Raw genomic sequence first — 24706 nt, forward strand, 5'->3', positions numbered from 1 at the left:
ATGAAGGTCGAGAAGCGATTGAAGGAGCTCGGCATCGAGCTCGCCAAGCCCACGACGCCGATGGGCAGCTACGTGAACGCCGTGCGTACCGGCAACCTGCTCTACATGGCGGGCAAGGGGCCGGGCCAGCCGGGCCACCCGCTGCCGGTCGGCAAGGTCGGCAGCGATTTCACTGTCGAGGAGGCCTATGAGCATGCCCGCTCCGTCGGTCTCAGCCTCATCGCGGCCATGAAGGCCGAGCTGGGCGACCTCGACCGCGTGAAGCGCATCGTCAAGGTGTTGGGTATGGTCAACGCCGTCCCGGATTTCGGTCATCAGCCCGAGGTGATCAACGGCTGTTCCGATCTCTTCGTCTCGGTGTTCGGCGAGCGCGGCCGCCACGCGCGGTCGGCGGTCGGTATGGCCTCGCTACCGCGCGGTATTCCGGTGGAGATCGAGGTGATCCTCGAGGTCGAGGATGTCCCCGCCCGCCGCGCCGCCACCAAGCCGGCGGCCAAGCGCAAGGCTGCGCCCAAGGCCAAGAAGAAAGCTGCCAAGAAAAAGAAGAACTAGGGCTTTTGACCACCCCTGTCGGGGCTGCTAAGTCCGCCGGTCCCCGACAGGAAGAGCCATGTCCCCTTCGCCTAACAGTTTCCGCACCGGCCCTGATGAACGCGGGCATTTCGGCCTTTTTGGCGGCCGCTACGTCGCCGAAACGCTGATGCCGCTGATTCTCGAGCTGGAGAAGGCCTACAATGAGGCCAAGGTCGACCCGCAGTTCCAGGGCGAGCTGAAGTATCTCCTGACGCAGTATGCCGGCCGGCCGAGCCCGCTCTACTACGCCGAGCGGCTGACCAAGAAGCTGGGCGGCGCCAAGATCTACCTGAAGCGCGACGAGCTGAACCACACGGGCAGCCACAAGATCAACAACGTGCTGGGCCAGGTGCTGCTGGCCAAGCGCATGGGCAAGACCCGCGTGATCGCCGAGACGGGCGCGGGCCAGCACGGTGTCGCCACGGCGACCGCCTGCGCGCTGTTCGACATCCCCTGTGTCGTGTTCATGGGCTCCGTTGACGTCGACCGTCAGGCGCCCAACGTGTTCCGTATGAAGATGCTGGGCGCGGAAGTGCGTCCGGTGAAGGCGGGCGCCGCCACGCTCAAGGATGCGATGAACGAGGCGCTGCGCGACTGGGTCGCGACCTGCGAGACGACTTTCTACTGCATCGGCACGGTGGCCGGGCCGCATCCTTATCCGGCGATGGTCCGCGACTTCCAGTGCGTGATCGGCGACGAAGTGCGCAAGCAGATGATGGAAGCCGAGGGCCGGTTGCCCGACACGCTGGTAGCCTGCATCGGCGGCGGCTCGAATGCGATGGGCCTGTTCCATCCCTTCCTCGACGATTCGGGCGTGCGTATCATCGGCGTCGAAGCGGCCGGGCGCGGCATCGACAGTGGCGAGCATGCCGCGTCGCTGACCGGCGGACGTCCCGGCGTGCTGCACGGCAATCGCACCTATCTTTTGCAGGACAAGGAAGGCCAGATCACCGAGGCGCATTCGATCTCGGCCGGTCTCGACTATCCGGGAATCGGACCCGAGCATTCGTGGCTCAAGGAGCAGGGGCGCGTCGAGTACGTCTCGGCGACCGACGACGAGGCGGTCGAGGCGTTCCAGCTTCTCTGCAAGCTCGAAGGCATCATCCCTGCCCTCGAATCGTCGCACGCGCTGGCGCACACGCTCAAACTCGCGCCGAGCCTGCCCAAGGACAATCTCCTGGTGATGAACCTCTCGGGGCGCGGCGACAAGGACGTGCCGCAGATCGCCGAGCGTCTGGGAGTGAAGATCTGATGAGCCGCATCGAGAAGCGCTTCGCCCAGCTCAAGGCCGACAAGCGCGCCGGCCTCGTGACCTATGTCACCGCCGGCGACCCCAATATCGACGTCGGCTACCAGATCCTGAAGGGCCTGCCGGCGGCAGGTGCCGACCTGATCGAACTCGGCATGCCGTTCACCGATCCGATGGCCGATGGCCCGTCGATCCAGCTTGCCGGTCAGCGGGCGCTGAAGGCCGGCATCACGGTCGATGCGACCTTCGATATGGTGCGCCGCTTCCGCAAGGAGACCGGCGACAACGACACGCCGATCCTGCTGATGGGCTACTACAACCTGGTCTACCAGCGCGGTGCCGAACGCTTCTGCAAGGAGGCCGCTGCCGCCGGCATCGACGGCTTCATCCTGGTCGATCTGCCGCCGGAGGAAGCCGACGAGCTGAAGCCCCATGCGGTCGCCAACGGCCTCGACACCGTACTGCTGACGGCACCGACGACCGACGACAAGCGCCTGCCGGCCGTGCTGAAATATTCTTCCGGCTTCGTCTATTTCGTCTCGGTGCTCGGCATCACCGGCACCAAGTCGGCGTCCGAAGAGGCCGTGCGCACGCATGTCGAGCGCATCAAGCGCCACACCAAGCTGCCGGTGGGCGTGGGCTTCGGCATCAAGACGCCGGATCAGGCCGCTGCCATTGCCCGCCATGCCGATGCCGCGGTGGTGGGCTCCGCCATCGTCGACCGTGTGAAGGCGGGCCTCGACGACAATGGCAAGGCCAAGCCCGACCTGGTGCCGGGTGTTTTCGCCTACATCAAGGCCCTGGCGGACGGTGTGCGCGGCGTGCGGAAGGCCTGAGCGGCCAGCATCTGACGTTCACTCGTCGTCGAAGTTGAGATCGGCGACGAACGGGTTGGTCTTGCGTTCCCAGCCGAAGGTCGAGGTCTGGCCGTGGCCGGGCACGAAGGTGATGTCGTCGCCGAGCGGCCACAGGCGCTTGCGGATCGAGGTCAGAAGCTGGTCGTGGTTGCCGCGCGGGAAATCCGTGCGACCGATCGAGCCGCGGAACAGCACGTCGCCGACGAAGGCCACCTTCGAGGGCTTGTGCACGAAGACGACATGGCCCGGTGTGTGGCCGGGGCAATGGACGACATCCAGCGTCATCTTGCCGAGCTGCACGGTCTCGCCGTTGGTCAGCCAGCGGTCGGGCACGAACGGCTTGTAGGCCGGGAAGTTGTACTTGCGGCCGGAGTCCGGCAGGCCCTCGATCAGGAACAGGTCGTCCTCGTGCGGCCCCTCGATCTTGACCCCGTAATGCTCGGCCATGGTGCCGGCAGCCGAGGCATGGTCGACATGGCCGTGGGTCAGCAGCACCTTGGTGATCTTGATGCCCTGTTCGGCAATGGCTTGTTGCAGCATGTCGAAGTCGCCGCCGGGATCGACGGCGGTGCCTTCCATGGTTTCATCGCACCAGACGATGGAGCAGTTCTGCTGAAACGGGGTGACGGGGGCGATCATGACCTTGAGCATGCCTTCGATCTAATGCCTCCCGCCGGCGCGTGGAAGGGCGTATGCTGCCATCCCCTCGAGTATCGGTGACAATGAGCGCGCGTCTTCTCCTGTGCCTTTTGGGGTTAATCGGTTTCCTTGCAGCGCCCGCGCGAGCCCAGATCGCGACGGTGGCCTCGCCGTCGGGGCCCGTGCCGGCTGGTCCCTACCTCGCCGTCGATGTCGCGACCGGAGAGGTCCTGGTGGAACGCAATGCCGGGATCTCCTGGCAGCCCGCTTCGCTCACCAAAATGATGACGATCTACCTCGTCTTCGAGGAGTTGAAGGCAGGTCGCCTGCAACTCGGGTCGACGCTTGCCTTCACGGAGAATGCCCGCGCCAAGCCTGCTTCCAAGCTGGTGCTGGCGGCCGGCCAGTCGATCACGGTCGAGCAGGGGGTGCAGGCGCTGGTCGCGCGTTCGGCCAACGATGTCGCCACGGCCTTCGCCGAACGCCTGTCGGGATCTGAGCCCGTCTTCGCGCAGCGCATGACGGAAACCGCCGTGCGGCTCGGCATGACGGCGACGCAGTTCCGCAATGCCAACGGCTTGCCGGACGATGCGCAGCAGACGACGGCACGCGACATGGCGATCCTGGCGTTCGCCCTGCTCAAGGACTTTCCGCAGTACTACAGCTACTTTCGGACGCAGGAATTCTTCCTCGGCAAGACCAAGGTCGGCCCCGGCGTCAAATTCCTCGATCTCTATGCGCCCTACGCCGACGGCCTGAAGACCGGCTTCGTATGCGCCTCCGGCTTCAACATCGTGGGTAGTGCCGTGCGCGACGGCCGCCGGCTCGTCGCCGTGGCTTTCGGCTTCCGGCGCGCCGACCTGCGTGACGAATTCCTGGTGCGCCTGTTCGACGAAGCCTTCGCGCTCAAGACCGGCGGCAACCGCCCGAAGGTCTGGCAGTTGCGCAATGGCGGCAACGGACCGGCGATGGTGTTGCCGTATGGCGAATGCGGCACCATCCGCTACGACATGCCGGGCGATGCGGTGTGGCTCGGCACCTACGGAGACTGGAGGGCCGCAAAGAATGTGTTCGATGCCGCTCAAGCGCGACTGGGCACGATGGGCACCACCACGCTCGGCAAGGAGTACATTCTGCCGGTCACGTCGAACAAGGTGACCCGACAGGCCGCCATCATCGCCGATTTGGAGCCCGCCGCGGCCCAGAAGCTCTGTGCCGACTACCATGCGCGGAAATCTTTCTGCGAAGTGAAGAAACCTCGGGACTTCGTGGCGCCCTTCTCGGGCTTCTGGCGCTGAGCTTGGCCGCAATGGGCATTCGTGCGATACCGCCGGCATGAATTGGCTGACCAATTTCGTCCGTCCGAAGCTGCGCGCGCTGGTCGCCCGCAAGGAGACGCCGGATAATCTCTGGGTAAAGTGCCCCAAGTGCGAGCAGATGCTGTTCACGCGCGACTGGGAAGCCAACCAGGAAGTCTGCAATCATTGCGGCCATCACATGCGGCTGCGGCCGCTGAAGCGCCTGCCGCATCTGTTCGACGACGGCAAGTACGAGCTGCATCCGCTGCCGCGGGTGCCGGTCGATCCGCTCAAGTTTCGCGACACCAAGCGCTACGACGCCAAGCTCAAGGAAGCGCAGGCCACTGCCGAGGGCTCGACCGATGCGCTGGTCGTGTCGAGCGGCCTGATGGGCAGCCGGCTCACCATCGTGGCGCTGCTCGATTTCGGCTTCATGGGCGGCTCGATGGGCACGGCCGTGGGCGAGGGGCTGGTCATGGCCGCCGAACTCGCTGTCGCCCGCAAGGCGCCGCTGATCGTCTTCTCCTCGTCGGGCGGCGCGCGCATGCAGGAGGGCATCCTCTCGCTGATGCAGCTCACGCGCACCACCATCGCCGTGCGCAAGGTCAAGGGCGCGGGGCTTCCTTACATCGTGGTGCTGACCGATCCGACGACCGGCGGCGTCTCGGCCTCGTTCGCCATGCTGGGCGACGTCCATCTTGCCGAGCCCGGCGCGCTGATCGGCTTCGCCGGCCCGCGTGTCATTCAGGACACGATCCGTCAGGAACTGCCGGAAGGTTTCCAGCGGTCCGAGTATCTGTACGAGCACGGCATGGTCGATGCCGTCGTCCACCGCCACAAGCTGCGCGAGACCTTGATCCGTATGGTCTCGCTGTTCATGGATCCCCTGATCGCCGAAGGCCGCGGGCTGGCCGTCGCCGGCCGCTGAGCCGGCTGTGAGCGACGCCATTGTCCAGCGTCTGATGAGCCATCATCCGAGGGTGATCACCCTCGGGCTGGAGCGCATCGAGCGTCTGCTGAACGCACTGGGTTCACCCGAAAAGAAGCTGCCGCCGCTTGTCCATGTCGCCGGCACCAATGGGAAGGGTTCTCTCGTCGCCTATCTGCGGGCGATGGCCGAGGCCGCCGGCTATCGCGTGCATGTCTACACCTCGCCCCATCTGGTTCGTTTCAACGAGCGGATCAGGATTGCCGGCCAGCTGATCGAGGACGACGACCTCGACGAGCTGCTGACGGAATGCGAAGAGGCCAACGGCGACACGCCGATTTCCTTCTTCGACATCACGACGGCGCTCGCGTTGCTGGCGTTCTCGCGCGTGCCGGCCGAACTCGGCATCATCGAGGTCGGCATGGGCGGCCGTTTCGACAGCACCAACGTGATCGAGCCCGCTTTGTCCGCCATCACGCCGGTCGGCTATGACCACACCGGCTTTCTGGGCGACAAGCTCGAAGGTATCGCCTGGGAGAAGGCCGGCATCATCAAGCGCGCGACCCCCGCCGTGATCGGTCGTCAGCGCGAGGTGAGTGCACAGGTCATCGAGGCCGAGGCGGACAAGCTCGCGGCGCCCCTGTTTCGCATGGGCCGCGAGTGGCAGGTGACGCCGCAGGAGTCGGGTTTCCGCTACGAAAGCGACCTTCTCACGCTCGATCTGCCTGCGCCTGCATTGGTGGGCGTGCATCAGATCGACAACGCTGCGACCGCTGTCGCCTGCATCGAGCGTCTGCGGGCCGCGCGCTTCGACATTGGCGACGCTGCAATCCGCAAGGGACTCGCGTCCGTCGAATGGCCTGCACGCCTGCAACGTCTCACCAAGGGGCCGCTGCCGGGCGCGCTGCCGCCCGGCAGCGAACTCTGGCTCGATGGTGGCCACAATGAGGATTGCGGCATCGTGCTTGGCCGCATGGCTGCGGAGTGGGCAAAGGAGCCGGCGGCGCTGCCGCTCTATCTCATCTTCGCCATGCAGACGACCAAGGACGCCTCGGGCTTCCTGCGGCCGCTCGCGCGCTACGCCACGGCGGCGCGCGCCGTGCCGTTCCCGGAAGGCCACGCTGCCTACACGCCCCAGGAAGCCTGCGCGAAGGCCGCCGATGTCGGTCTCGATTGCGTCCCCGCAAACGACATCGGCGCGGCACTGGAAGACCTATTGGCCACCCAGCCCGCGCCGATGCGCATTCTCATCTGTGGTTCGCTCTACCTTGCGGGCGAAGTCCTGGTCCGCAACGGCTAGAACCTGCCGATCAGACGACGGTGTTGATCCAGCTCACCAGCTTCTGCTTCGGCTCGGCGCCGATCTTGGTCGCGGCGACCTGGCCGTTCTTGAACAGCAGCAGGGTCGGGATCGAGCGCACGCCGTAGCGCGTCGGCGCCATCGGGTTCTCGTCGATGTTGACCTTCACGACCTTGAGCTTGCCGTCCATCTCCTTGGCGATGTCTTCCAGAGAGGGGCCGATCATGCGGCAGGGGCCGCACCACTCCGCCCAGAAGTCGACGAGGACGGGCGTGTCGGATTTCAGCACTTCCTGTTCGAAGGAAGCATCGGTTGCTTTGACACTCATGTAGGTTTCTCCCGAAAACACTGCCGGCCGATCGATGGACCGGCGCCGCCCTTGGTTCCCAAGCTAGGAACCGGGGGGCTTCAAGTCAAGATGCCGAGGCGTAAGGCATTGAATTGCTTAGAGTTTCTGCAGAAATTTCCATGAGCCGCGGCGTCGCTGTCCAGAGCAGGAATGCACGCACCGTGCGGCCGGGATAGATCTGCTGCAGCAGGGCGCGATAAAGCGCGAGCTGGCGTCGATAGGCCAGAGTCACGTCGTCGGCCGACTGAGGCGGCGGCCGGTTGGTCTTGAAATCGACGATCAGCACGTCGCGCGCTGAAACCGCAAGCCGGTCGACCTGGCCGCTGACCGTGAAGGTGCCGCGCGGCGTCTTAACGGTGCCGATCAACGGCACCTCGGCACGCGATCCTTCGGCAAACAGGGCCGCATGTTCCGGTGCCTCGGTGACCGCCAACACCTCTGCGGCCCAGCGCTCGACATCTTCTGTCGCGAGGCCGTGCGCGGGTTGTGCCAGGAAATGACGCGCAGCCGCAGCACGTTCCGCAGGCGGCAGCGCGGGCAGGTGGCGCAGCAGCTCATGGAGCAACAGGCCGCGCTGCCAGCGCCGCGGATCGTCGGTCGCCAGCGGGCTGAAGGCGCGCGGCTCGGACACCGCCTCGTCGGGCAGCGGCTGCGACGGGGCTAGCGGTGTCGGCGGATCGGGTTCGGCCGGCGCGGGGCGGTGGATCCAGTCCTGCAGCGCGGCGACTTGCGGGAGCGGCAACTCGCGCTGAGCGGGCTCGGCGATGCGCCCCTCGTTGGCAAGCTCGTAGCCGTCGCCGGTCCAACCGATCTCTGGCAGCAGAGCCGTGAAGTCGAAGTCGCGTGGTGTAGCGCGCAAGCGCCCGCCATCTGAGGAGGCGCTGCTCGCCTGCAGGCCGGCGGCAATGCGATCGTACCAGCAACCGGGATCCTGCCGGCGCGTGCCGATCCAGCCGCCGACGTAGAGGCGATCCTCGGCCCGGGTCATGGCGACGTAAAGCAGACGGTTCTGCTCCTGCAGCGAGCGCTTGCGCACCTCGGCACGCCATTCGCGCGCGGCCTCGTTGGCGTCGTCGGTACGCGGCAGCCAGAGCCGCGTGTTGCCGTCCTCGGCGGCCAGCAGCCTCTCCGAATCGCGCGGCACCCTCGTCGTGTCGGGTAGATAGACGATTGGCGCCTGCAGGCCCTTCGAGGCATGCACGGTGAGGATGCGCACCTCGCGCCGGCGGTTGGCGTCGAGGTCGCGCTTGATCTCGCCGCCACCCGCCTCGAACCAGCGCAGGAAGCCCTGCAGCGAGCTCGCCTCTATGCGCTGGTACTGGAGCGCGCGTGCCAGCAATTCGTCGATCGGATCGGAGGCCTCGTGGCCCAGCCGTTCGAGCAGGCGCCGTCGACCGCCCTCGGGGCCGAGCGCCTGGGCAAAGAAGTCGAAGGGCGTCGTGAGATCGGCGCGTGCCAGCCATTTCGACAGAAGTTCATAGGCTGATGCAAAGGCAGGCTCCATCGCGTGCGCGCGCAACGACCGCCAGAGATGGCCCGGACGTTTGTAGGCCAAGGTGAAGAGCTGTTCTTCGTCCAACCCAACCAGCGGCGATTTGAGGAGGCAGGCGAGGTTGAGATCGTCCTGCGGCAGCAGCACGAAGCGGGCCATCGCCAGCAGGTCCTGGATGGCGAGTTCTTCGCCGAGGTTCAGCCGGTCGACGCCTGCAACGGCGATATTGGCCTGCTTCAGCGCACGTACCAGGGCGTTGACGAAGGCATTGCGGCGGCGGACCAGCACCATGAAATGCCCGGCATGCAGCAGCTCGCCGCCACGCGCTCGCCGCTCCTTGCCGATCAGGCTGCCGGCGTGGGCGGCGATGAGGCGGGCGAGCCTGTCGTGCGGTGCCAGCATCGAATCGCGCGGAGCCTCCAAGTCGGTCGTATCGGCTTCCACTTTTTCGGCGGCAACCAGCGGCCAGAGTTCGACCCTTCCGGGTTCGGTCTTGCGGCTGGAGAAATGCTGCACGTCGAGGTCGGGCTGGGCGACACCCTCGGCTGCCTCGTCGAGGCTGAACACCCAATCGACGGCGTCGAGCACGGCCGGGGTCGAGCGGAACGAAACGGTGAGCTGGATCGGCACGAAAGGCTTCTGTGCGACGTCGCTCTTGTCGGCGAACTGGTGCCGCATCTCGGCGAGCTTGCGCGGGTCGGCGCGCTGGAAGCCGAAGATCGACTGCTTGGTGTCGCCGACGGCGAAGATGGTGCGTTGCCGGTCGACGGCGCCTTCGCCGACGAAGAACTCCTCGGTGAGCTGGCGGATCACCTCCCACTGGTCCGGGTTGGTATCTTGCGCCTCGTCGACCAGTACATGATCGATGCCACCGTCGAGCTTGTAGAGCACCCAGGAGGCGCGGCCGGCGCCGTCGAGCAGCCGGCGGGTGGCGACGATCAGATCGTCATAGTCGAGGACGGCCCGCCGTTGCTTGGCTTTGCCGTAGCGCTGCGTGATGTCGAGGCCGAGCCGCAGCAGGGCTACCGTGAGCTCGACCAGAGTCGAGCCGCGAGCATGGTTCATGGCGAGGCCGAGCCGCTCCGCTTCATCGCGCAACACGGCGTCGATATCCGACATCAGCTTGACTGCCGCCTTGGTGGCCAGCGTCTTGCGCACGTCTCCCTTTTCAGTGAAGTAGGCCGGCGCGTAATCGTCGAGGGCCGCATTCCGATCCGGCGCATCGAGCCAGGCGGCAATCCGACGGGCCCGTTCCGCGTCCTGCTTGCCGCCGCCGGCGAGCGCCGTCACAGCCGCCCGCAGGGATCCTTCGTCCGGCGTCGTTTCAAACGGCTGATCGCATCCCAGTTGCTTCGCCAGACGCCGGCGCAGCCGGTCCAGCCCATCGTTGCCGGCAAGGCGCGCCAGCAGCCAGGCCCGCTCGGTCAGGAGCTTGCCCATCAGCTCGGCATACTCGGCGATCGAGATTCGCCCGGCGACCGTTGTCAGCGCCGCACTCAGTTCCTCTGGCGCGTCCGGCTGGGCGAGAGCCTCGATCTGGTCGTCCTGCGCCTGACGCAGCAGGCTGGCCGCTTCGGCCTCGTCCATCACCTCGAAGCCCGGCGCCACGCCGGCTTCCAGCGGAAAGCGCTTCAGCAGCGCCTGACAGAACGCATGGATGGTCAGGATGTTGATGCCGCCCGGCGCATCGAGCACGCGTGCGAACAGCCGACGCGCCAATACCTTCTGCTCTGCTTGTGGCGGCTCATTGATCAGTTTGGTGACCTGTTCCGCCAGTACCGCGTCGTCGGCCATCGCCCAGCGGCCGAGCTGGCTGGCGAGGCGATTGCGCATCTCGGCGGCGGCCGCCTTGGTAAAGGTGAGGCAGAGGATGCGCTCGGGCCGGACGCCTGCCAGCAGCAGCCGCGTCACGCGATCCGTCAGCACCTTGGTCTTGCCGGTGCCGGCATTGGCCTCGACCCAGGCGGAATGGCCGGGTGTCGTCGCCTTGCGCTGCTCGCCGCTGGCAAAGGCGATGGGATCGAACGCGTCGCTCATTCCTCGCCTCCGCCCGACGACGACCATTCGGCGGCGCGCTCGAGATGGGCGTAGTCGTTGAAATGCGGGATGAACTCGGGCCAGGGCAGGGCTTCGTAAGGCGTCGCGGGATTGCCGAAGTGGGCCACCATCTTGGCGACGAGAGCCATCATCTTCGGCACCAGCTCGTCGCTCGCCTTGATCTCCTTCACCGCACCGCCGTCGCCGAGACCGTTGGCCTGCCAGTAGGAGAGATGCACGGTGCGGGCCTTGCCCTTGATCTTCTCGAAGCCGCCATCTGTGGCCATTGCCGCTTCGAGCAGGAGCTGTGGCGCGAACAAGCCCTCCAGTTCCTTGGGCGAAGGCACGCGGCCGGTCTTGTAGTCGATGATCTCCCAGCCGCCGGGCTCGATCTCGTCGATGCGGTCGGCGCGTCCCCTGATCGTGAGTCCGCCGACCCCGATGGCGCCATCGGTCTCGCCCTCCAGCAACCTGGTGCCGGCAGCACGGCGCGCATTCTCGGTGGCGATGAACCAGCGAGCCAATCGCTGGAAGCGCGGCCACCAGAACGCCCTTTCCGCCGGTGCGGTGAGAACGGCTTCGAGATGCCTTTCGCCCATCTGCTCGAAGAGCCGCAACGCATCGGATGGCAGCAGGCCCGACGGATAGGTCTTGAGGAACTCGTCGAGCGCCGCATGCAGGCTGGAGCCACGCTCGGCTGCGCCCAACTCCTGTTCCAGCGGGTCGAGCGCTTCGAGGTTGAGGATGCGCCGCGCATAGAGCCCGTAGGGGTCGCGCCGCCATTGTTCGATGTCCGATACGGTGAGCCGTGTCGGCCGCGAGTCGATTGGTGGTGTCGGTCGCGGTCGCGACCGCGGCTCGTAGTAGTCCGACGAATCGAGTTTCTCGGCCCAGGCGAGAAGCTCGTGGCGGCCACGCTGGATATATTCCGGTGCCGGCCCGCCGCTCTCGGGATCGTAGCCGAACAAGGCATCGAGCCGCGCCAGCCAGCGCGACGGTACGGTGGGCGCGCCGCCTTCGCGCTCGGCGCGCGTCAGCAGGACCGCTTCGGCTGCGAGGGCCGAGGCAAAATCGTGTGCCGACAGGCCGATGCGGCGCTCGGGCTGAGGCAGGCCGAGTGCGGCGCGCATCGGCCGGTTGATCCAGGGGCCGGTTTCGACCGAGGGCGGCCAGGTGCCTTCGTTCAGTCCGCCCAGGATCAGCAGGTCGGCGCGCTGCAAACGCGCTTCCAGTGGCCCCCAGATCGCAAGCCGCGGATGCCGGCCGAAGCGCGGGCGGATGGTTTCCGTGGCCAGCATGGTCGCGAGCAAGGCCGGCCATTCGCCACCGGAGATCGGCGGCTGGTCGATCCAGGCGTCGCGCAGGCGGGCGAGTGCATCGGCCAGCGCTTCCCCGGCGTCGCCGGCCCAAAGCGTTTCGGCAGACGCGAGCTTTTCGGCCGTGGCAAGAGTCGCCTCGATCAGCGCATGTGGTGTGGCCTCGTTGGCCATGGCCGCAACCAGGTCGGCCACGGCGGCATCGAGGCGGTCGATCAGGTCCATGACCTGCCGTCGGTCCGCATCGTCGCCGAATTTCTTCGCCGCGATCAGCTCCTGCAGCTCTTTCAATCCCGGCGCCGGCTTCAGCCCGCGCAGGACCTTGCGGTCGAGGCGGCGCGCGGCATCGAGCAAGGCAGGACGCGGCAGACCGAGCGAACAGAGCGGATGCTTCAGCAGCGCCAGCAGATCGACCGGCGCGAAGCCTGAATCGACGGAAGTCACCAGCGCGCGCAGCAGGGTCGCGGGCGGCGTGTCGGCAAGAGACTGGCCGGCGGAGTCGTCGACTTCGATGTTCCAGCGCCGCAGCTCGGCGGCGACGCGGCGGGCGAGGTCGCGGTCGGGGGTCACGAGGGCCGCCGTGCGGGCCTTGGTTTCGAGCGTCTCGCGCATCGCCAGGGCGATCACGACGGCTTCGTGATGGGGCGTCGCGCAATCGGCGCGCGTCACATGGTCGAGGGCGGCGGCGCTTGGACGGGTCCAGACCTCGCTGGTCTCCGCCGGCCGCATCAGTTCGCTGATCAATTGGCGACGTGCGGCATCGCCCGGCCCGCCTGGCCAATCGGGGACCGCACGCCGTTCGAGCTTCAGGGCAGCCAGCAGCTCGCGGAGGCCGAATTGGGGATGGCTGGGTTCGAGCTTGGCCCAACTCCCGTCGTCCATCTCTCGATCGAGACCCGGCAGCACGACGGCACCATGTGGCAGGCCGGCGATGACCGACAGAAGTTCGCGGGTCGCGGGCTGCGAGCCGGTCGAGCCCGCGGCGATCACTTGCATCGTGGGCGGCTTTTCGCGCCACCGCTCCGCTTGCAGTCGGATCGAGCGTGTGCGGCGGTCGAGGGCGTCGATCTGTCCACGGTCGGCCAGGATGGCCGGCCAATGCTCGCCGACGATGGCCAGGAAGCGCAGCGTGCGCTGCCAGTGGCTGGCGAAGTTGCCCTCGACCAGGGTTTCCAGTTTCTCAAACGGCACGCCATCGATGGCCAGCTCGTCGAGCAGGCTGGCGAGTTCGCGGGCAAGCTTGAGCGCTTGTGCGGCCGACGGGGCAATGGGCTGATCCAGCTCGTCCTTGAAGCGGGCGACGAGCCGGGCAAGCAGCGCTTCGCGTTCCGCTGGCGTGATGGCAGGTGGCAGGGCGAGCGCCGTGCTGTCGCCGGAGGCGATTTCCCACTCGCCATCGTCGACGTCGCCCAGCGGCGCCATGCGTGGCAGGAGCGTGGGCTTGCCATTGGCGGCGCGCAGGAAGGCCTCGCGCAGGGCCCGCACCGAACGGCGGGTCGGTACGAGGATCAGCATGTCGGCCAGAGCCAAGGGATCGCCGCCTTGTTCGGCCAGCACGCCGCGCGCCAGCTCGTCGGCAAAGCGCCGATCTATGCCGATCGAGAAGACGCCTTTCATCCCAGCACGCGTTCCGCCTCGGCCAGCGCCTGCGGCGTGCCGATATGGAACCATTGGCCGTCATGCACCAGTGCGTGAAGCCGGCCGGCCTGCTCGGCCCGCGTCCACAGTTTCACCAGCGAAAAGGGGCCCTCCGGTGAGCCCTGGAACAGCCGCGAATCGCAAATCGAGACGCTGGCGAAAAGATACGGCGCGGTCTCGGCCGTACCGCGATGCCGGGCGCGGCCATCAGGTTCGAGATAGTAGTCGCCGCGGCCGCTCTCTTCGTGACCGATGGCGGTCGCCAGCGGATGGAGCAGCAGCAGGGCGTCCATACGGCGCGGATCCCACGCAGCTTCGAGGCGGCCCAACATCGAGCTTTCGCCGTCGCGCCATAGCCCGTCGCCGTTCAGCACGAAAAACGGTGCGTTGCCCAGCAACGGCAGCGCATTGCGAACGCTGCCGCCGGTGTCCAGCAGCCGATCCTCATGGAGGATGCGGGCGCGGCCGCGCAGGCGGTCGGCGATCTGGCCGCCGAGATGATGGACGTTGATCACGATGTTCTGAACGCCGTGGCGCTGCAGACGATCCATCGATCGTTCGAGCATCGAGCGACCCGCCACCGGGATCAGCGGCTTGGGCGTCGAGTCGGTCAGCGGTCGCATGCGTTCGCCGCGGCCCGCTGCCAGGATCATCGCCGTCCGGATCATGGCGCACCGAAATGGCGCAGGGGAGGAGGCAGCATCCTGTCGACCCAGCTTCGCAGGGGTGTCAGGGCCTCGTGTTGCAGCGCGTGCTCGAACATGCGCCACACGCGCGGCAGATATTGCAGATAGTCCGATTTGCCGTCGCGTTTCAGCAACCGCACGAACACGCCGATGATGCGGGCATGACGCTGCGCCGCCATGACGGCGAAGCCGGTGCGAAAGCCCACGGCGTCGGCGATGCCCGCGCCGCCGATGTAGCGGTCGAGGCAGGCCGCCTGGACCGCGGGCGTCACGTCGCGGCGGGCATCCTCGATCAGCGAGACGAGGTCGTAGGAGGGATGGCCGCGCTGGGCATCCTGGAAGTCGAGCAGGCCGCAGGCCTTCACACCAGGCCGTGACGGCAGCCAGAGCAGATTGTCCTTGTGGTAGTCGCGCAGCAGCAGTGCATCGTCGGCAGGGGGCACGGCCGCCAGGCATTCCCGCCAGGCCGCGATGTAGCGTGCCGTCTCTTCCGGCGGCGTCGGCTTGCCGGTTGCGGCCGGCAGGTACCATTCCGGCAGCAGCATTGCCGCTTCGATCAGGGCCTCGCCGGCATAGGCGCCGATGTCCGAGAGGGCCGCAGGGGCGCCGGCCCGGTAGAGTTCGACCAGCACATCCGTGGCGCGCCGATAGAGTTCGCTCTCGTCGCCACCGGCGGCCAGCACGCGGGCGTAGGTATCGTCGCCGAAATCCTCCAGCAGCAGGAAGCCGTGTTCGGGATCCTCGGCCAGGATCTGCGGTGCGCTGAGGCCGAGGCGGATCAGGTGTCGGGCGACGCGCACGAAGGGCCGGACATCCTCTTGCGGCGGCGGGGCATCCATGACGACCGCGGATTCGCGCGGCCGGATCAGCCGGTAGTATTTGCGGAACGAGGCGTCGCCGGCCAGCAGGCGTTCGCCGGCATTGCCCCAACCGGCAGCGCGCACGAACTCGGCACGCAGTCGAGTGCGTTCAGATGTCGCCAAAACGGGCCTCTCCCTCAAGTGTGGCGCGCCGTCCCTCGCCCTCGATGGCGAGCCGGACGGTAAGCCGATCGCGCGGCAGCAGCGGGCCCAGCCGCTCCGGCCATTCGACCAGCGCCACGCCCTCGGCGCGCGCTTCCTCCCAGCCCAGCTCGAACACCTGCTCGGGTTGCTCCAGGCGATAGAGGTCGAAATGCCACCACGAGACGCCGGGCGTCTCGTAGATCTCGACTAGCGTGAAAGTCGGGCTGGGCACGATCAATTCGGGATCACCGGCGGCGGCGCGCAGGATGGCGCGGGCCAGGGTCGTCTTGCCGGCGCCGAGGCCGCCCTCGAGGGCCACGACGTCGCGGGGCCTGAGGCGGGCGGCCAGGGCGGCGCCCAGCCGCTCGGTCGCGGCTTCATCGGCAAGGGGCAAAGAGAAAGTCGGCATCTTTCGATGCCGACTTTTAGCATGTACGCCCCTGTGGGCAGCTAGGCGCCTGAAGGCGTTCCTAGTAGCGGTAGAGGTCGCCCTTGAACGGGCCGGCCTCGGGCACGCCGATGTACTTGGCCTGGTCCGGACGGAGCTTGGTGAGCTTGGCGCCGACCTTCTCGAGGTGGAGAGCCGCGACCTTCTCGTCCAGCACCTTCGGCAGGGTGTAGACCTTCTTCTCGTACTTGCCCGGATTGGTCCAGATCTCGATCTGGGCCAGCGTCTGGTTGGAGAACGAGGCCGACATCACGAAGCTCGGATGACCCGTGGCGTTGCCCAGGTTCACCAGGCGGCCTTCCGACAGGACGATGATGCGCTTGCCGTCGGGGAACTCGACCTCGTCGACCTGCGGCTTCACGTTGTGCCACTTGAAGTTACGCAAGGCTGCGATCTGGATTTCGCTGTCGAAGTGACCGATGTTGCAGATGATGGCGCGGTGCTTCATCGCCTTCATGTGCTCGAGCGTCAGCACGTCGACATTACCGGTCGCGGTGACGAAGATGTCGGCCTTCGGGGCCGCCTCTTCCATCGTGACGACCTCGTAGCCTTCCATCGCCGCCTGCAGCGCGCAGATCGGATCGACTTCGGAGACCATGACGCGGCAGCCGGCCTGGCGCAGCGAAGCGGCCGAGCCCTTGCCGACGTCGCCGAAGCCCGCGACCATCGCCACCTTGCCCGACATCATGACGTCGGTGCCACGGCGGATGCCGTCGACCAGCGACTCACGGCAGCCGTAGAGGTTGTCGAACTTCGACTTGGTGACCGAGTCGTTGACGTTGATGGCCGGCCACAGGAGCTTGCCTTCCTTCGCCATCTGGTAGAGGCGGTGCACACCCGTGGTCGTCTCCTCGGTGACGCCTTTGATCGAGGCGCCGAGCTTGGCGTACCAGCCGGGCTTTTCCTTGTTGGTCTTGGCGATCGCCTTGTAGAGGACTTCCTCTTCCTCGTTGGTCGGCTTGGCGATCAGGGACGGGTCCTTCTCCGCGCGGGCGCCGAGATGGACCAGCAGGGTGGCGTCGCCGCCATCGTCCAGAATCATGTTCGGCTCGCCGCCGTCGCCCCACTCGAAGATCTTGTGGGTGTAATCCCAATACTCCTCGAGGCTCTCGCCCTTGATCGCGAAGACCGGCGTGCCGGCCTTGGCGATGGCAGCCGCGGCATGGTCCTGCGTCGAGTAGATGTTGCACGAGGCCCAGCGCACGTCGGCGCCCAGCGCCTTCAGCGTCTCGATCAGCACGCCCGTCTGGATGGTCATGTGCAGCGAGCCGGCGATGCGCGCGCCCTTCAGCGGCTTCTTGGGGCCGAATTCCTTGCGGATGGCCATGAGGCCCGGCATTTCGGTCTCGGCCATGTCGAGTTCCTTGCGGCCCCAATCGGCGAGCCCGATATCCTTGACGATGTAATCCTGGGCCATTTGGCGCTCCTGGTAGGGAAATGGGGAGGGGGGCGATGCGAAAAGCGAGCGTGTCATATCAGCGGCCCGACAGCCCCTCAACGCGCGCCATCAACATATAAGCAAGAATTTATGTCGATATACCCGGCCCTTTATGCAGGGGGCCGGCAATCTGTCTACTCTTCGCCGAACTTGCTTTCGACGAGCGTGGACAGGGCGGCCATGGCGTCGCTGGCCTGACGGCCGGAACAGGCCAGCTCGATCTGGCTGCCGATGCCGGCGGCCAGCATCATCAGCCCCATGATCGAAAGGCCGGAAACTTCCTGGCCTTTGAAGGAAACGCGCACGACGGCATCGAACTGGCCAGCCGTGCGCACGAACTTGGCCGCGGCGCGGGCGTGCAGACCACGCTTGTTGGCAATTGCCAGGTGTCGTCTCAGGGCACCGACGGCGGCGCCCGTACTCGAATCCGAAATATCGCTCACGAAGCTTCCTTGGCCAAAATGCGAGAAGCTACAGTGATGTACTTGCGGCCAGCTTCCTGCGCCATACGCACGGCTTCGGCAATCGGCCGGGTGCGCACGCTGGCGAGCTTGACCAGCATCGGCAGATTGACGCCGGCCAGCACCTCGATGTGCGCCTGCTCCATGATCGAGATGGCGAGGTTCGAGGGCGTACCGCCGAACATGTCGGTGAGCACGATCACGCCATCGCCGGTGTCGCAGGCCTTCGCCCGTTCGAGAATCTCGCTGCGGCGTTTTTCCATGTCGTCGTCGGCACCGATGCAAACGGTGGCGACGCATTGCTGCGGACCAACGACATGTTCCAGCGCGGCAAGAAATTCCTGCGCCAGATTGCCGTGGGTCACCAGTACGATACCGATCATTCTATCCGCTCACCCTGCGCCGCCGGCCTCTTCGGCTCTTTCGGCATCCCGGTGTAAGAGAGTGACCGAGCGGCCTGACCTTCGCAACCACTCTGCAAGCTCCTCGGCGAGCGCAACAGAGCGATGCCTCCCCCCTGTGCACCCTACCGCGATGGTCAAATAGCTCTTGCCCTCGGCGTCGAAACGGGGCAGCAGCGGCCCGATCAATCCCTGGAGCCGATCCACGAACGGCCGGTAGTCGGGATCGGTGGCCACGAACGCGGCGACCGCTGGATCGCGGCCGGTCAGCGGCTTGAGCGTCGGCTCGTAATGTGGATTCTTCAGGAAACGTGCGTCGAACACCAGGTCGGCCTCGCGCGGCAATCCGCGGCGGTACGAAAACGACATCACAGATATGCGCACGCCGGCGGCAACGCCCAGTGCGAAATGGCCGGCGAGAATCTGCTTGAGGCGATGCGGCGAGAGGCCCGACGTGTCGATCCTGACATCGGCATGGTCGCGCAGGAAGCCGATCTGTCGCCGCTCCTCGACAATGCCGTCGACCACCGGGCGGTCCGGCGCGAGAGGATGTGGCCTGCGCGACTCGGTATAGCGGCGCTGCAGGGTCTCGGTATCGGCTTCGAGGAAGAGAAGCTGAACGGCGAGGCCCTGATGCCCCTTGAATTCGCGCACTCGGCGAAGCAGGGCGCGCGGATCGAAACCGAAGGTGCGCGTGTCGATACCGAAGGCCAGCGGAGGCGCCTGCTCGCCCGGCTTTCCTGTCGTCGACTGCACGAGATCGTCGAGCAGCGTAAGCGGAATATTGTCGATGGCGACATAGCCCATGTCGGCTAGTGCGCTCAGCGCCGTCACGCGTCCGGCGCCGGACAGGCCGGAGACGACGACGAACGGTCGGCGCATGGTTTGCGTCGTAGGCGATGCTGGCGAGGGGCTGGTATCGGGCATGGCACGCGGCGGCGATCATGCCGTCGCGATTCGCGCCAGGGCAAGGCGCAACTTGGCGCTGGCCGACGCCTCGAAAGGCGTCAGCGCCAGCACAGGCAGGTCGATGCCCAGCGTCTCTTCGCGCGCCGGTTCGGGCAGGCGCTCTATGTGCTGCTGCGGCACGAGGTCGACGAGCAGGGCGACCGTGGCGCGGGGAAGGAGCTGGGTGCGGCCGAGTTTCACGATGCCGACGCCGCGCACTTCGAGGAGGCCTGCCAAGGTCCCGGGACAGGTCGCGATCAGCCGGCGTCCCTGCCGTGCGAGTCTGGTCTGGTCGTCCGCCACCAGACGCGCTCCGGTCTCGATCAGGCGTGCCGCGAGATCGGACTTGCCGGCACCGGAGGGCCCTCGCAGCAGCACGGCCTTCCAGGTCCGTCCGCTTGTCTTCAGCGCAACGCAGGTCGCGTGGACGAGGGTCGTCATTTGCGGCCGGTCGCGGCCGGCACGCGAATGGTGAAGCGCGCACCCAGCACCTTGCCGTCGGGCGCATGCCGGTTGGAAGCCGTGATCGAGCCGCCATAGGTTTCCATGATCTGGCGGCAGATCGAGAGGCCGAGACCGGAGTGCTGGCCGAAATGTTCGGTCGGACGTTCCGAATAGAACCGCTGGAAGATCGATTCGAGGTTGTCCTCGGGGATGCCCTGGCCTTCATCGTCGATGGTGACGACAAACGGCCCGTTGCGCGGTTCGCGGCCGAGCTCGACCAGGATGCGCGTGCCCGGCGGACTGAACGACAGGGCGTTGTCGATGACGTTGCGGAACACCTGACCGTACCGGCCATCGTGGCCGTGTGCCGCAAAGGGGGGATTGGTGGCGACACGAAATTCGATCTCGACGTCGGACTTCTGGCTGGCCGTCGCCGCCTGATGGCGGACCATGTCGCGCAGCAGCGCTTCGAGATCCACGGGCTTCACTTCGCCGCGCATCAGTTCGGCATCGAGGCGCGAAGCGTCGGAAATGTCGGAGATCAGCCGGTTCAACCGATTGATGTCGTCCATCACGATGGCCATCAGCTTGGCGCGACGCTCGTGGTCGAGATCGGGTCGGGCTGCCATTTCGATGGCCGATCGCAGCGAGGTCAGAGGATTCTTGAGCTCGTGCGCCACGTCGGCGGCGAAGCTCTCGATGGTGTTGATGCGCAGCCATAGCGCTTCGGTCATCGAGCGCAAGGCGTCGTTCAGGTCGCCGATCTCGTCGCCGCGCTTGCCGAGGTCGGGAATCGCGGGCCGGCTTTCACGCGCCAAGCGCACCTCGTCGGCCGCGCGCGCCAGCCGCACGATCGGCTGGGTGATGGTGCCGGCAAGATAGAGGGACAACATGACCGTGATGCCGAGGGCTGCAGCAGCGATGGTCAGCATGTCGTAACGCACTTCGCGCAACGAGGCGGCAATGGCCCGGTTGTCGCGCGTCAGCAAGAGGGCGCCCAGCACCTGCTTGTAGCGCTGCACCGGCACGGCCGCGCTCAGGATCAGCCGGCCGTTGCCGGCACTGCGCACGGCCGACGCGTTGAAGCCGCGCAGGGCGCTGGCCGCCTCGGGAAAGTCACGCAGGGTCGGTGCCGGCCGGTCGACATACTCTGGAAAGCGGTCGACGCGCGAAAGCTGCCGGCCGACCCAGTCTCCCAGCCTGTCGCTCCACTGCAGCTCTACCTCGGGCTTGGCGGTATCGGGGGTCTCGGGCGGCGGCAGGGGCACGACGTGGATGCGACCGACCTCGCTCAGCACGGCGGAATCGCCCAGCAGCTCGCCGGTCTCGCTGAACAGGCGCGCCCGAACGCCGGTCGGTCGGACCAGGCGCGTAAGCAACTGGCGCGCGGCATCGGCATCCATGCGATTGACCGTGGTCTCGCCACCGACCACCGCCACCTCGCCGATGCCGGCGGCGACCATTTCGCCCTGGACCAGCAGCGAAGCGAGCTCGGCATCGATCAATTCTTCTTCATAGTCGCTGAGATAGACGGCGCCCAGCGTCAGCAGCGCGACCGGAATCAGGTTCAGCAGCAGAATGCGGCGGGTGAGCGGCGAGTGGCTGCGATCGGTGCTGCGCCGGCGCCGCAGCAGCGACGGAGAGTCGGCTGTCGCCGCAGGCGCGTGCGCATGGCGGCGCGCGCCGGGGAGCAGCCGGCGCAGCGCTGCCACGACCTTCGCGCCGAAGCCCTGGCGTCCCAGCGGACGCGCCTCCGGCTCAGGCGTCGCGGTATCGATATCCGATGCCATAAAGCGTTTCGATCTGCTCGAACTCGCCATCGACTTCGCGGAACTTGCGGCGGACGCGCTTGATATGGCTGTCGATCGTGCGGTCGTCGACGTAGATCGTTTCGCCATAGGCCGCGTCCATCAGCTGGTCGCGGTTCTTCACGTGGCCGGGCCGCTCGGCGAGCGACTTGAGCAACAGGAATTCGGTGACCGTGAGATGCACTTCCTTGCCCTTCCAGGTGCACTGGTGACGGCTGGGGTCGAGCACGAGGTCGCCACGGACGATGCGCTCTGCCGCCGCTTCGCCCTTGCCACCGCCGGCGTCGCCGCGGCGCAGCACGGCCCGGATGCGTTCCAGCAGCAGCCGCTGCGAGAAGGGCTTGCGGATGAAATCGTCAGCGCCCATGCGCAGACCCAGCACTTCGTCGATCTCTTCGTCCTTGGAGGTGAGGAAGATGACCGGAAACTGCTGCGTCTTGCGGATGCGGTTCAGGAGCTCCATTCCGTCCATCCTCGGCATCTTGATGTCGAAGATCGCGAGGTCGGGTGGCGACTGGTTCAGCCCCTCCAGCGCCGAAGCGCCATCGTTGTAGGTCTTGATCTGGAACCCTTCGGCTTCGAGCAGCATCGACACGGAGGTAAGGATGTTGCGGTCGTCGTCGACGAGGGCGATGTTCTTGCGCACGGCTTGGCTTCTCCTGCAGGGGCACAGCGGACAACGGACAGTAGACCATGCTATCACAGACCGGGCCGCCGCCGCCGCTTCCCCGGCCCGTAATCCTCAAGCGAACAATTGCGGCTTTTTTGAACCGAAAATGACCCAAGACGACTTGCCGCGCTCCGTGCGCGATCTGCTTCGCGGTCTCGACCGCGCCGCCCTGGCCAGCGCCCTGCCGGGCGAAACCGGGACCTGGCCTTACGCTTCACTGGTCCTGGTGGCGGTCGATCACGACCTGTCGCCCATCTTGCTGTTGAGCGATCTTGCCGAGCATACCAAGGCGATTCAGGCCGATGGCCGGGTCTCTCTGCTGTTTGACGGAACGGCCGGCCTTGAGCAGCCACTGACCGGGCCCCGCGTCACGGTGCTGGGGCGCGCCGAACGCACGACCGACGAGCGATCGAAGGCGCGCTTCCTGTCGCGGCATCCGGACGCTGCGATTTATGCGGGCTTCAAGGATTTCCATTTCTATCGCGTTACCGTGGAGCGGACCCATCTGGTAGGTGGGTTCGGCAAGATTCGCTGGATCGCCCGCGCCGAATTGGCCTCTCCTGAAGCGCCCGGCCTGGCCGAAGCCGAGACGGGCATCGTGATGCACATGAACGAGGACCATTCGGACGCCGTTCAGCTCTATGCCGGCAAGCTCCTTGGCCTGGACGGGCAGGGGTGGCGCATGACCGGGATTGATCCGGAAGGTATCGATCTGCGCCAACGTGGGCAGGTGGCCCGGCTTTCCTTCGACCAACCGCTGGCAACGGGCGGGGAAGCCCGAAAGGTCCTGGTTGCACTTGTCGCGAAAGCTCGCGCCGTCGTCTGACGGCGGCCAGTGTACATGACAGCCTGCTGTCGGAATGCGATTCCGCGCCGCGGGATATTCTTCGCGGGTGCGAAGGCCGATCCACATCATCCTCGACACTAACTGTCGCAGCCTCTTGCCACTGAACGGCCACCCCTTTAGCGCTGAGAAAGGCAACGAAAAGGTCACCGCGACGTTTTTCGGGGGTTGGTAATCCCCGTATACGTTCAATCATCGGATCAGCCCAAAAGCAGGAGAAACGCCGTGCATCAGGCGGGCTTCGTCGTACCCAAATCAGGACTTGAGACGCTCGGATTGAAGAACCTGAGCAACGTCTACTGGAACCTGCAGGTTCCGGCTCTTTACGAAGAGGCAGTTCGCCGCCGCGAAGGCGTCGTAGCCGAGGGAGGCGCGCTGGTGGTGCGCACCGGCATCCATACCGGCCGTTCGCCCAACGACAAGTTCATCGTCGAGGATGCCGAGAGCAAGGGCCGGATCGACTGGGGCAAGACCAACAAGGCCATCACGCCCGATCGCTATCGTGCGCTCTACAATCGCATGATCGCCTACGCACAGCGCCGAGACCTGTTCGTGCGTGATTGCTGGGCCGGCGCCGATCCCGCCCATCGCATCGGCGTGCGCGTGATCAACGAGACCGCCTGGCACAATCTCTTTGCGCGTAACATGTTCCTGCGCCCCAGGCCCGAGGAACTCGAGGGCTTCAAGCCGGAATTCACCATCCTGAACCTGCCGGGCTTCCAGGCCGATCCGAAGCTCGATGGCACGGCGTCCGACTGCGCCATCCTGGTGAACTTCACCGATCGCGTCGTGGCGATCTGCGGCACCTGGTATGCCGGCGAGATCAAGAAGTCGGTGTTCACCATCCTGAACTACCTGCTGCCCGACAAGAACGTGCTGCCCATGCACGCTTCGGCCAATGTCGGCCCCAAGAACGACGTGGCCGTCTTCTTCGGCCTTTCCGGCACCGGAAAGACGACGCTGTCGGCCGATCCGACCCGCACCCTGATCGGCGACGACGAGCACGGCTGGGCCGAGAACAGCCTCTTCAACTTCGAGGGCGGCTGCTACGCCAAGGTGATCAAGCTCAGTCGCGAAGCCGAGCCCGAAATCCACGCCACCACGGGGCGTTTTGGCACGGTCCTGGAGAATGTCGTGATCGATCCGGCGACCGGCCGGCTCAATCTGGACGATGGCCAGTACACCGAGAACACCCGCGCCTGCTATCCGCTCGACTTCATCCCGAACACTTCGCCGACCGGCATCGCCGGCACGCCCGAGAACATCGTGATGCTGACGGCCGATGCGTTCGGCGTCCTGCCGCCGATCTCGCGGCTGTCGCCGGAGCAGGCGATGTATCACTTCCTCTCGGGCTATACCGCGCGCGTGGCGGGCACCGAAAAGGGCGTGACCGAGCCGCAGGCGACCTTCTCGACCTGCTTTGGCGCGCCGTTCATGCCGCGCCATCCGACCGTCTACGCCAAGATGCTGGGCGAAAAGATGGCCCGCCAGAACGTAAAGTGCTGGCTGGTCAACACCGGCTGGTCGGGCGGCGGCTTCGGCGTCGGACAGCGCATGTCGATCCGCCATACCCGTGCGATGGTGCGGGCCGCGCTCGACGGCACGCTGGCGTCGGTCGGATCGGCGACCGATCCGCACTTCGGCATGCAGGTTCCGAGCGCCTGCCCGGACGTGCCGGGCGACGTGCTCAACCCGAAAAATACCTGGAAGGACAAGAAGGCCTACGACAGCGCCGCGCGCGACGTCGCCCAGCGCTTCGAGGCGAACTTCCAGCAGTTCGAAAGCCATGTCGACGGCAAGGTGAAGAAGGCCGCAATCCGCGCCGCGGCCTGATAGCGCGAGGCATCGCATCTCTGCCGGGGACATCTTATGATGTCC

22 protein-coding genes are annotated in these 24706 nt (G+C 66.3%); 8 read left to right on the forward strand and 14 right to left on the reverse strand.

Annotated features, from left to right (window positions below; genetic code table 11):
- From BN60_RS27795 to trpA, 3 genes are read left to right on the forward strand one after another with little or no spacing between them, the layout of a single operon-like run.
- Complete coding sequence (locus BN60_RS27795) at nt 1-552, forward strand: Atu1372/SO_1960 family protein (RefSeq protein ID WP_020699473.1); 552 nt, start codon at nt 1-3, stop codon at nt 550-552.
- Nucleotides 553-610: 58 nt separating this feature from the next.
- Nucleotides 611-1825: a tryptophan synthase subunit beta gene (gene trpB, locus BN60_RS27800; protein ID WP_020699474.1), complete on the forward strand. Its 1215-nt coding sequence runs from the start codon at nt 611-613 to the stop codon at nt 1823-1825.
- Complete coding sequence (trpA, locus tag BN60_RS27805) at nt 1822-2658, forward strand: tryptophan synthase subunit alpha (RefSeq protein WP_043287060.1); 837 nt, start codon at nt 1822-1824, stop codon at nt 2656-2658. Before trpB ends, trpA begins: the two co-directional genes overlap by 4 nt.
- 18 nt (nt 2659-2676) lie before the next feature.
- Here trpA and BN60_RS27810 read toward each other — a convergent pair whose 3' ends face one another.
- Nucleotides 2677-3330: an MBL fold metallo-hydrolase gene (locus BN60_RS27810; protein ID WP_020699476.1), complete on the reverse strand. Its 654-nt coding sequence runs from the start codon at nt 3328-3330 to the stop codon at nt 2677-2679.
- A gap of 71 nt (nt 3331-3401) precedes the next feature.
- Here BN60_RS27810 and BN60_RS27815 point away from each other — a divergent pair, with 71 nt between their 5' ends.
- From BN60_RS27815 to BN60_RS27825, 3 genes are read left to right on the forward strand one after another with little or no spacing between them, the layout of a single operon-like run.
- Nucleotides 3402-4616, forward strand: a complete 1215-nt coding sequence (locus tag BN60_RS27815) for a D-alanyl-D-alanine carboxypeptidase family protein (RefSeq protein ID WP_051150198.1) — start codon at nt 3402-3404, stop codon at nt 4614-4616.
- A 37-nt stretch (nt 4617-4653) separates the two neighbouring features.
- The gene (accD, locus tag BN60_RS27820) at nt 4654-5544 is read left to right on the forward strand and encodes an acetyl-CoA carboxylase, carboxyltransferase subunit beta (protein ID WP_020699478.1); all 891 of its coding nucleotides are present in this window, start codon (nt 4654-4656) and stop codon (nt 5542-5544) included.
- Between the two features lie 7 nt (nt 5545-5551).
- Nucleotides 5552-6844 carry a bifunctional folylpolyglutamate synthase/dihydrofolate synthase gene (locus tag BN60_RS27825; RefSeq protein WP_020699479.1) on the forward strand — a complete coding sequence of 431 codons (1293 nt, stop codon included), beginning with the start codon at nt 5552-5554 and terminating at the stop codon, nt 6842-6844.
- Nucleotides 6845-6854: 10 nt separating this feature from the next.
- Here the strand turns inward: BN60_RS27825 and trxA are convergent, their stop codons facing one another.
- The 13 genes from trxA to BN60_RS27890 form a co-directional block, all read right to left on the reverse strand.
- A complete protein-coding gene (gene trxA / locus BN60_RS27830) occupies nt 6855-7172 on the reverse strand; it encodes a thioredoxin (RefSeq protein WP_020699480.1) in 318 nt (105 codons plus the stop codon).
- An 85-nt stretch (nt 7173-7257) separates the two neighbouring features.
- Nucleotides 7258-10722, reverse strand: a complete 3465-nt coding sequence (addA, locus tag BN60_RS27835; RefSeq protein ID WP_020699481.1) for a double-strand break repair helicase AddA — start codon at nt 10720-10722, stop codon at nt 7258-7260.
- The gene (addB, locus tag BN60_RS27840; protein ID WP_020699482.1) at nt 10719-13655 is read right to left on the reverse strand and encodes a double-strand break repair protein AddB; all 2937 of its coding nucleotides are present in this window, start codon (nt 13653-13655) and stop codon (nt 10719-10721) included. The genes addA and addB overlap by 4 nt, the downstream gene beginning before the upstream one ends.
- Nucleotides 13652-14344 (reverse strand): nucleotidyltransferase family protein, encoded by a 693-nt coding sequence (locus tag BN60_RS27845; protein ID WP_020699483.1) that lies wholly within the window; start codon nt 14342-14344, stop codon nt 13652-13654. Before BN60_RS27845 ends, addB begins: the two co-directional genes overlap by 4 nt.
- Nucleotides 14341-15345 carry an aminoglycoside phosphotransferase family protein gene (locus BN60_RS27850; RefSeq protein ID WP_051150199.1) on the reverse strand — a complete coding sequence of 335 codons (1005 nt, stop codon included), beginning with the start codon at nt 15343-15345 and terminating at the stop codon, nt 14341-14343. Before BN60_RS27850 ends, BN60_RS27845 begins: the two co-directional genes overlap by 4 nt.
- Nucleotides 15332-15775: a tRNA (adenosine(37)-N6)-threonylcarbamoyltransferase complex ATPase subunit type 1 TsaE gene (tsaE, locus tag BN60_RS27855; RefSeq protein WP_020699485.1), complete on the reverse strand. Its 444-nt coding sequence runs from the start codon at nt 15773-15775 to the stop codon at nt 15332-15334. The genes BN60_RS27850 and tsaE overlap by 14 nt, the downstream gene beginning before the upstream one ends.
- Nucleotides 15776-15836: 61 nt before the next feature.
- Nucleotides 15837-17231 carry an adenosylhomocysteinase gene (gene ahcY / locus BN60_RS27860; RefSeq protein ID WP_020699486.1) on the reverse strand — a complete coding sequence of 465 codons (1395 nt, stop codon included), beginning with the start codon at nt 17229-17231 and terminating at the stop codon, nt 15837-15839.
- A 155-nt stretch (nt 17232-17386) separates the two neighbouring features.
- Complete coding sequence (locus tag BN60_RS30195) at nt 17387-17686, reverse strand: HPr family phosphocarrier protein (RefSeq protein ID WP_043287068.1); 300 nt, start codon at nt 17684-17686, stop codon at nt 17387-17389.
- Nucleotides 17687-17691: 5 nt separating this feature from the next.
- Nucleotides 17692-18096 (reverse strand): PTS sugar transporter subunit IIA, encoded by a 405-nt coding sequence (locus tag BN60_RS30200; protein WP_020699488.1) that lies wholly within the window; start codon nt 18094-18096, stop codon nt 17692-17694.
- Nucleotides 18097-18105: 9 nt separating this feature from the next.
- Nucleotides 18106-18996, reverse strand: coding sequence for an RNase adapter RapZ (gene rapZ / locus BN60_RS27875; RefSeq protein WP_020699489.1), 891 nt, complete (start codon nt 18994-18996; stop codon nt 18106-18108).
- 60 nt (nt 18997-19056) lie between these two features.
- Nucleotides 19057-19503: an HPr kinase/phosphorylase gene (locus BN60_RS27880; protein ID WP_020699490.1), complete on the reverse strand. Its 447-nt coding sequence runs from the start codon at nt 19501-19503 to the stop codon at nt 19057-19059.
- Entirely contained in the window at nt 19500-21296 is a 1797-nt protein-coding gene (locus tag BN60_RS27885; RefSeq protein WP_020699491.1) for a sensor histidine kinase, read from the reverse strand. The genes BN60_RS27880 and BN60_RS27885 overlap by 4 nt, the downstream gene beginning before the upstream one ends.
- A complete protein-coding gene (locus tag BN60_RS27890; protein ID WP_051150343.1) occupies nt 21265-21903 on the reverse strand; it encodes a response regulator transcription factor in 639 nt (212 codons plus the stop codon). Before BN60_RS27890 ends, BN60_RS27885 begins: the two co-directional genes overlap by 32 nt.
- A gap of 43 nt (nt 21904-21946) precedes the next feature.
- Here BN60_RS27890 and BN60_RS27895 point away from each other — a divergent pair, with 43 nt between their 5' ends.
- Nucleotides 21947-22810 (forward strand): HugZ family pyridoxamine 5'-phosphate oxidase, encoded by an 864-nt coding sequence (locus BN60_RS27895; RefSeq protein WP_245539850.1) that lies wholly within the window; start codon nt 21947-21949, stop codon nt 22808-22810.
- Between the two features lie 243 nt (nt 22811-23053).
- Nucleotides 23054-24661 carry a phosphoenolpyruvate carboxykinase gene (locus BN60_RS27900; protein WP_020699494.1) on the forward strand — a complete coding sequence of 536 codons (1608 nt, stop codon included), beginning with the start codon at nt 23054-23056 and terminating at the stop codon, nt 24659-24661.
- Nucleotides 24662-24706: the final 45 nt, after the last annotated feature.

This window comes from Reyranella massiliensis 521 (genome assembly GCF_000312425.1).
GTDB lineage: Bacteria > Pseudomonadota > Alphaproteobacteria > Reyranellales > Reyranellaceae > Reyranella > Reyranella massiliensis.

Coding starts and splice junctions, on each gene's coding strand:
- BN60_RS27795 (WP_020699473.1), top strand. CDS start 1: ATGAAGGTCGAGAAGCGATTGAAGGAGCTCGGCATCGAGCTCGCCAAG.
- trpB (WP_020699474.1), top strand. CDS start 611: ATGTCCCCTTCGCCTAACAGTTTCCGCACCGGCCCTGATGAACGCGGG.
- BN60_RS27810 (WP_020699476.1), bottom strand. CDS start 3,330: ATGCTCAAGGTCATGATCGCCCCCGTCACCCCGTTTCAGCAGAACTGC.
- BN60_RS27815 (WP_051150198.1), top strand. CDS start 3,402: ATGAGCGCGCGTCTTCTCCTGTGCCTTTTGGGGTTAATCGGTTTCCTT.
- accD (WP_020699478.1), top strand. CDS start 4,654: ATGAATTGGCTGACCAATTTCGTCCGTCCGAAGCTGCGCGCGCTGGTC.
- trxA (WP_020699480.1), bottom strand. CDS start 7,172: ATGAGTGTCAAAGCAACCGATGCTTCCTTCGAACAGGAAGTGCTGAAA.
- addA (WP_020699481.1), bottom strand. CDS start 10,722: ATGAGCGACGCGTTCGATCCCATCGCCTTTGCCAGCGGCGAGCAGCGC.
- addB (WP_020699482.1), bottom strand. CDS start 13,655: ATGAAAGGCGTCTTCTCGATCGGCATAGATCGGCGCTTTGCCGACGAG.
- BN60_RS27845 (WP_020699483.1), bottom strand. CDS start 14,344: ATGATCCGGACGGCGATGATCCTGGCAGCGGGCCGCGGCGAACGCATG.
- tsaE (WP_020699485.1), bottom strand. CDS start 15,775: ATGCCGACTTTCTCTTTGCCCCTTGCCGATGAAGCCGCGACCGAGCGG.
- ahcY (WP_020699486.1), bottom strand. CDS start 17,231: ATGGCCCAGGATTACATCGTCAAGGATATCGGGCTCGCCGATTGGGGC.
- BN60_RS30200 (WP_020699488.1), bottom strand. CDS start 18,096: ATGATCGGTATCGTACTGGTGACCCACGGCAATCTGGCGCAGGAATTT.
- rapZ (WP_020699489.1), bottom strand. CDS start 18,996: ATGCGCCGACCGTTCGTCGTCGTCTCCGGCCTGTCCGGCGCCGGACGC.
- BN60_RS27880 (WP_020699490.1), bottom strand. CDS start 19,503: ATGACGACCCTCGTCCACGCGACCTGCGTTGCGCTGAAGACAAGCGGA.
- BN60_RS27885 (WP_020699491.1), bottom strand. CDS start 21,296: ATGGCATCGGATATCGATACCGCGACGCCTGAGCCGGAGGCGCGTCCG.
- BN60_RS27890 (WP_051150343.1), bottom strand. CDS start 21,903: ATGCTGCTCGAAGCCGAAGGGTTCCAGATCAAGACCTACAACGATGGC.
- BN60_RS27895 (WP_245539850.1), top strand. CDS start 21,947: ATGTTCTTGCGCACGGCTTGGCTTCTCCTGCAGGGGCACAGCGGACAA.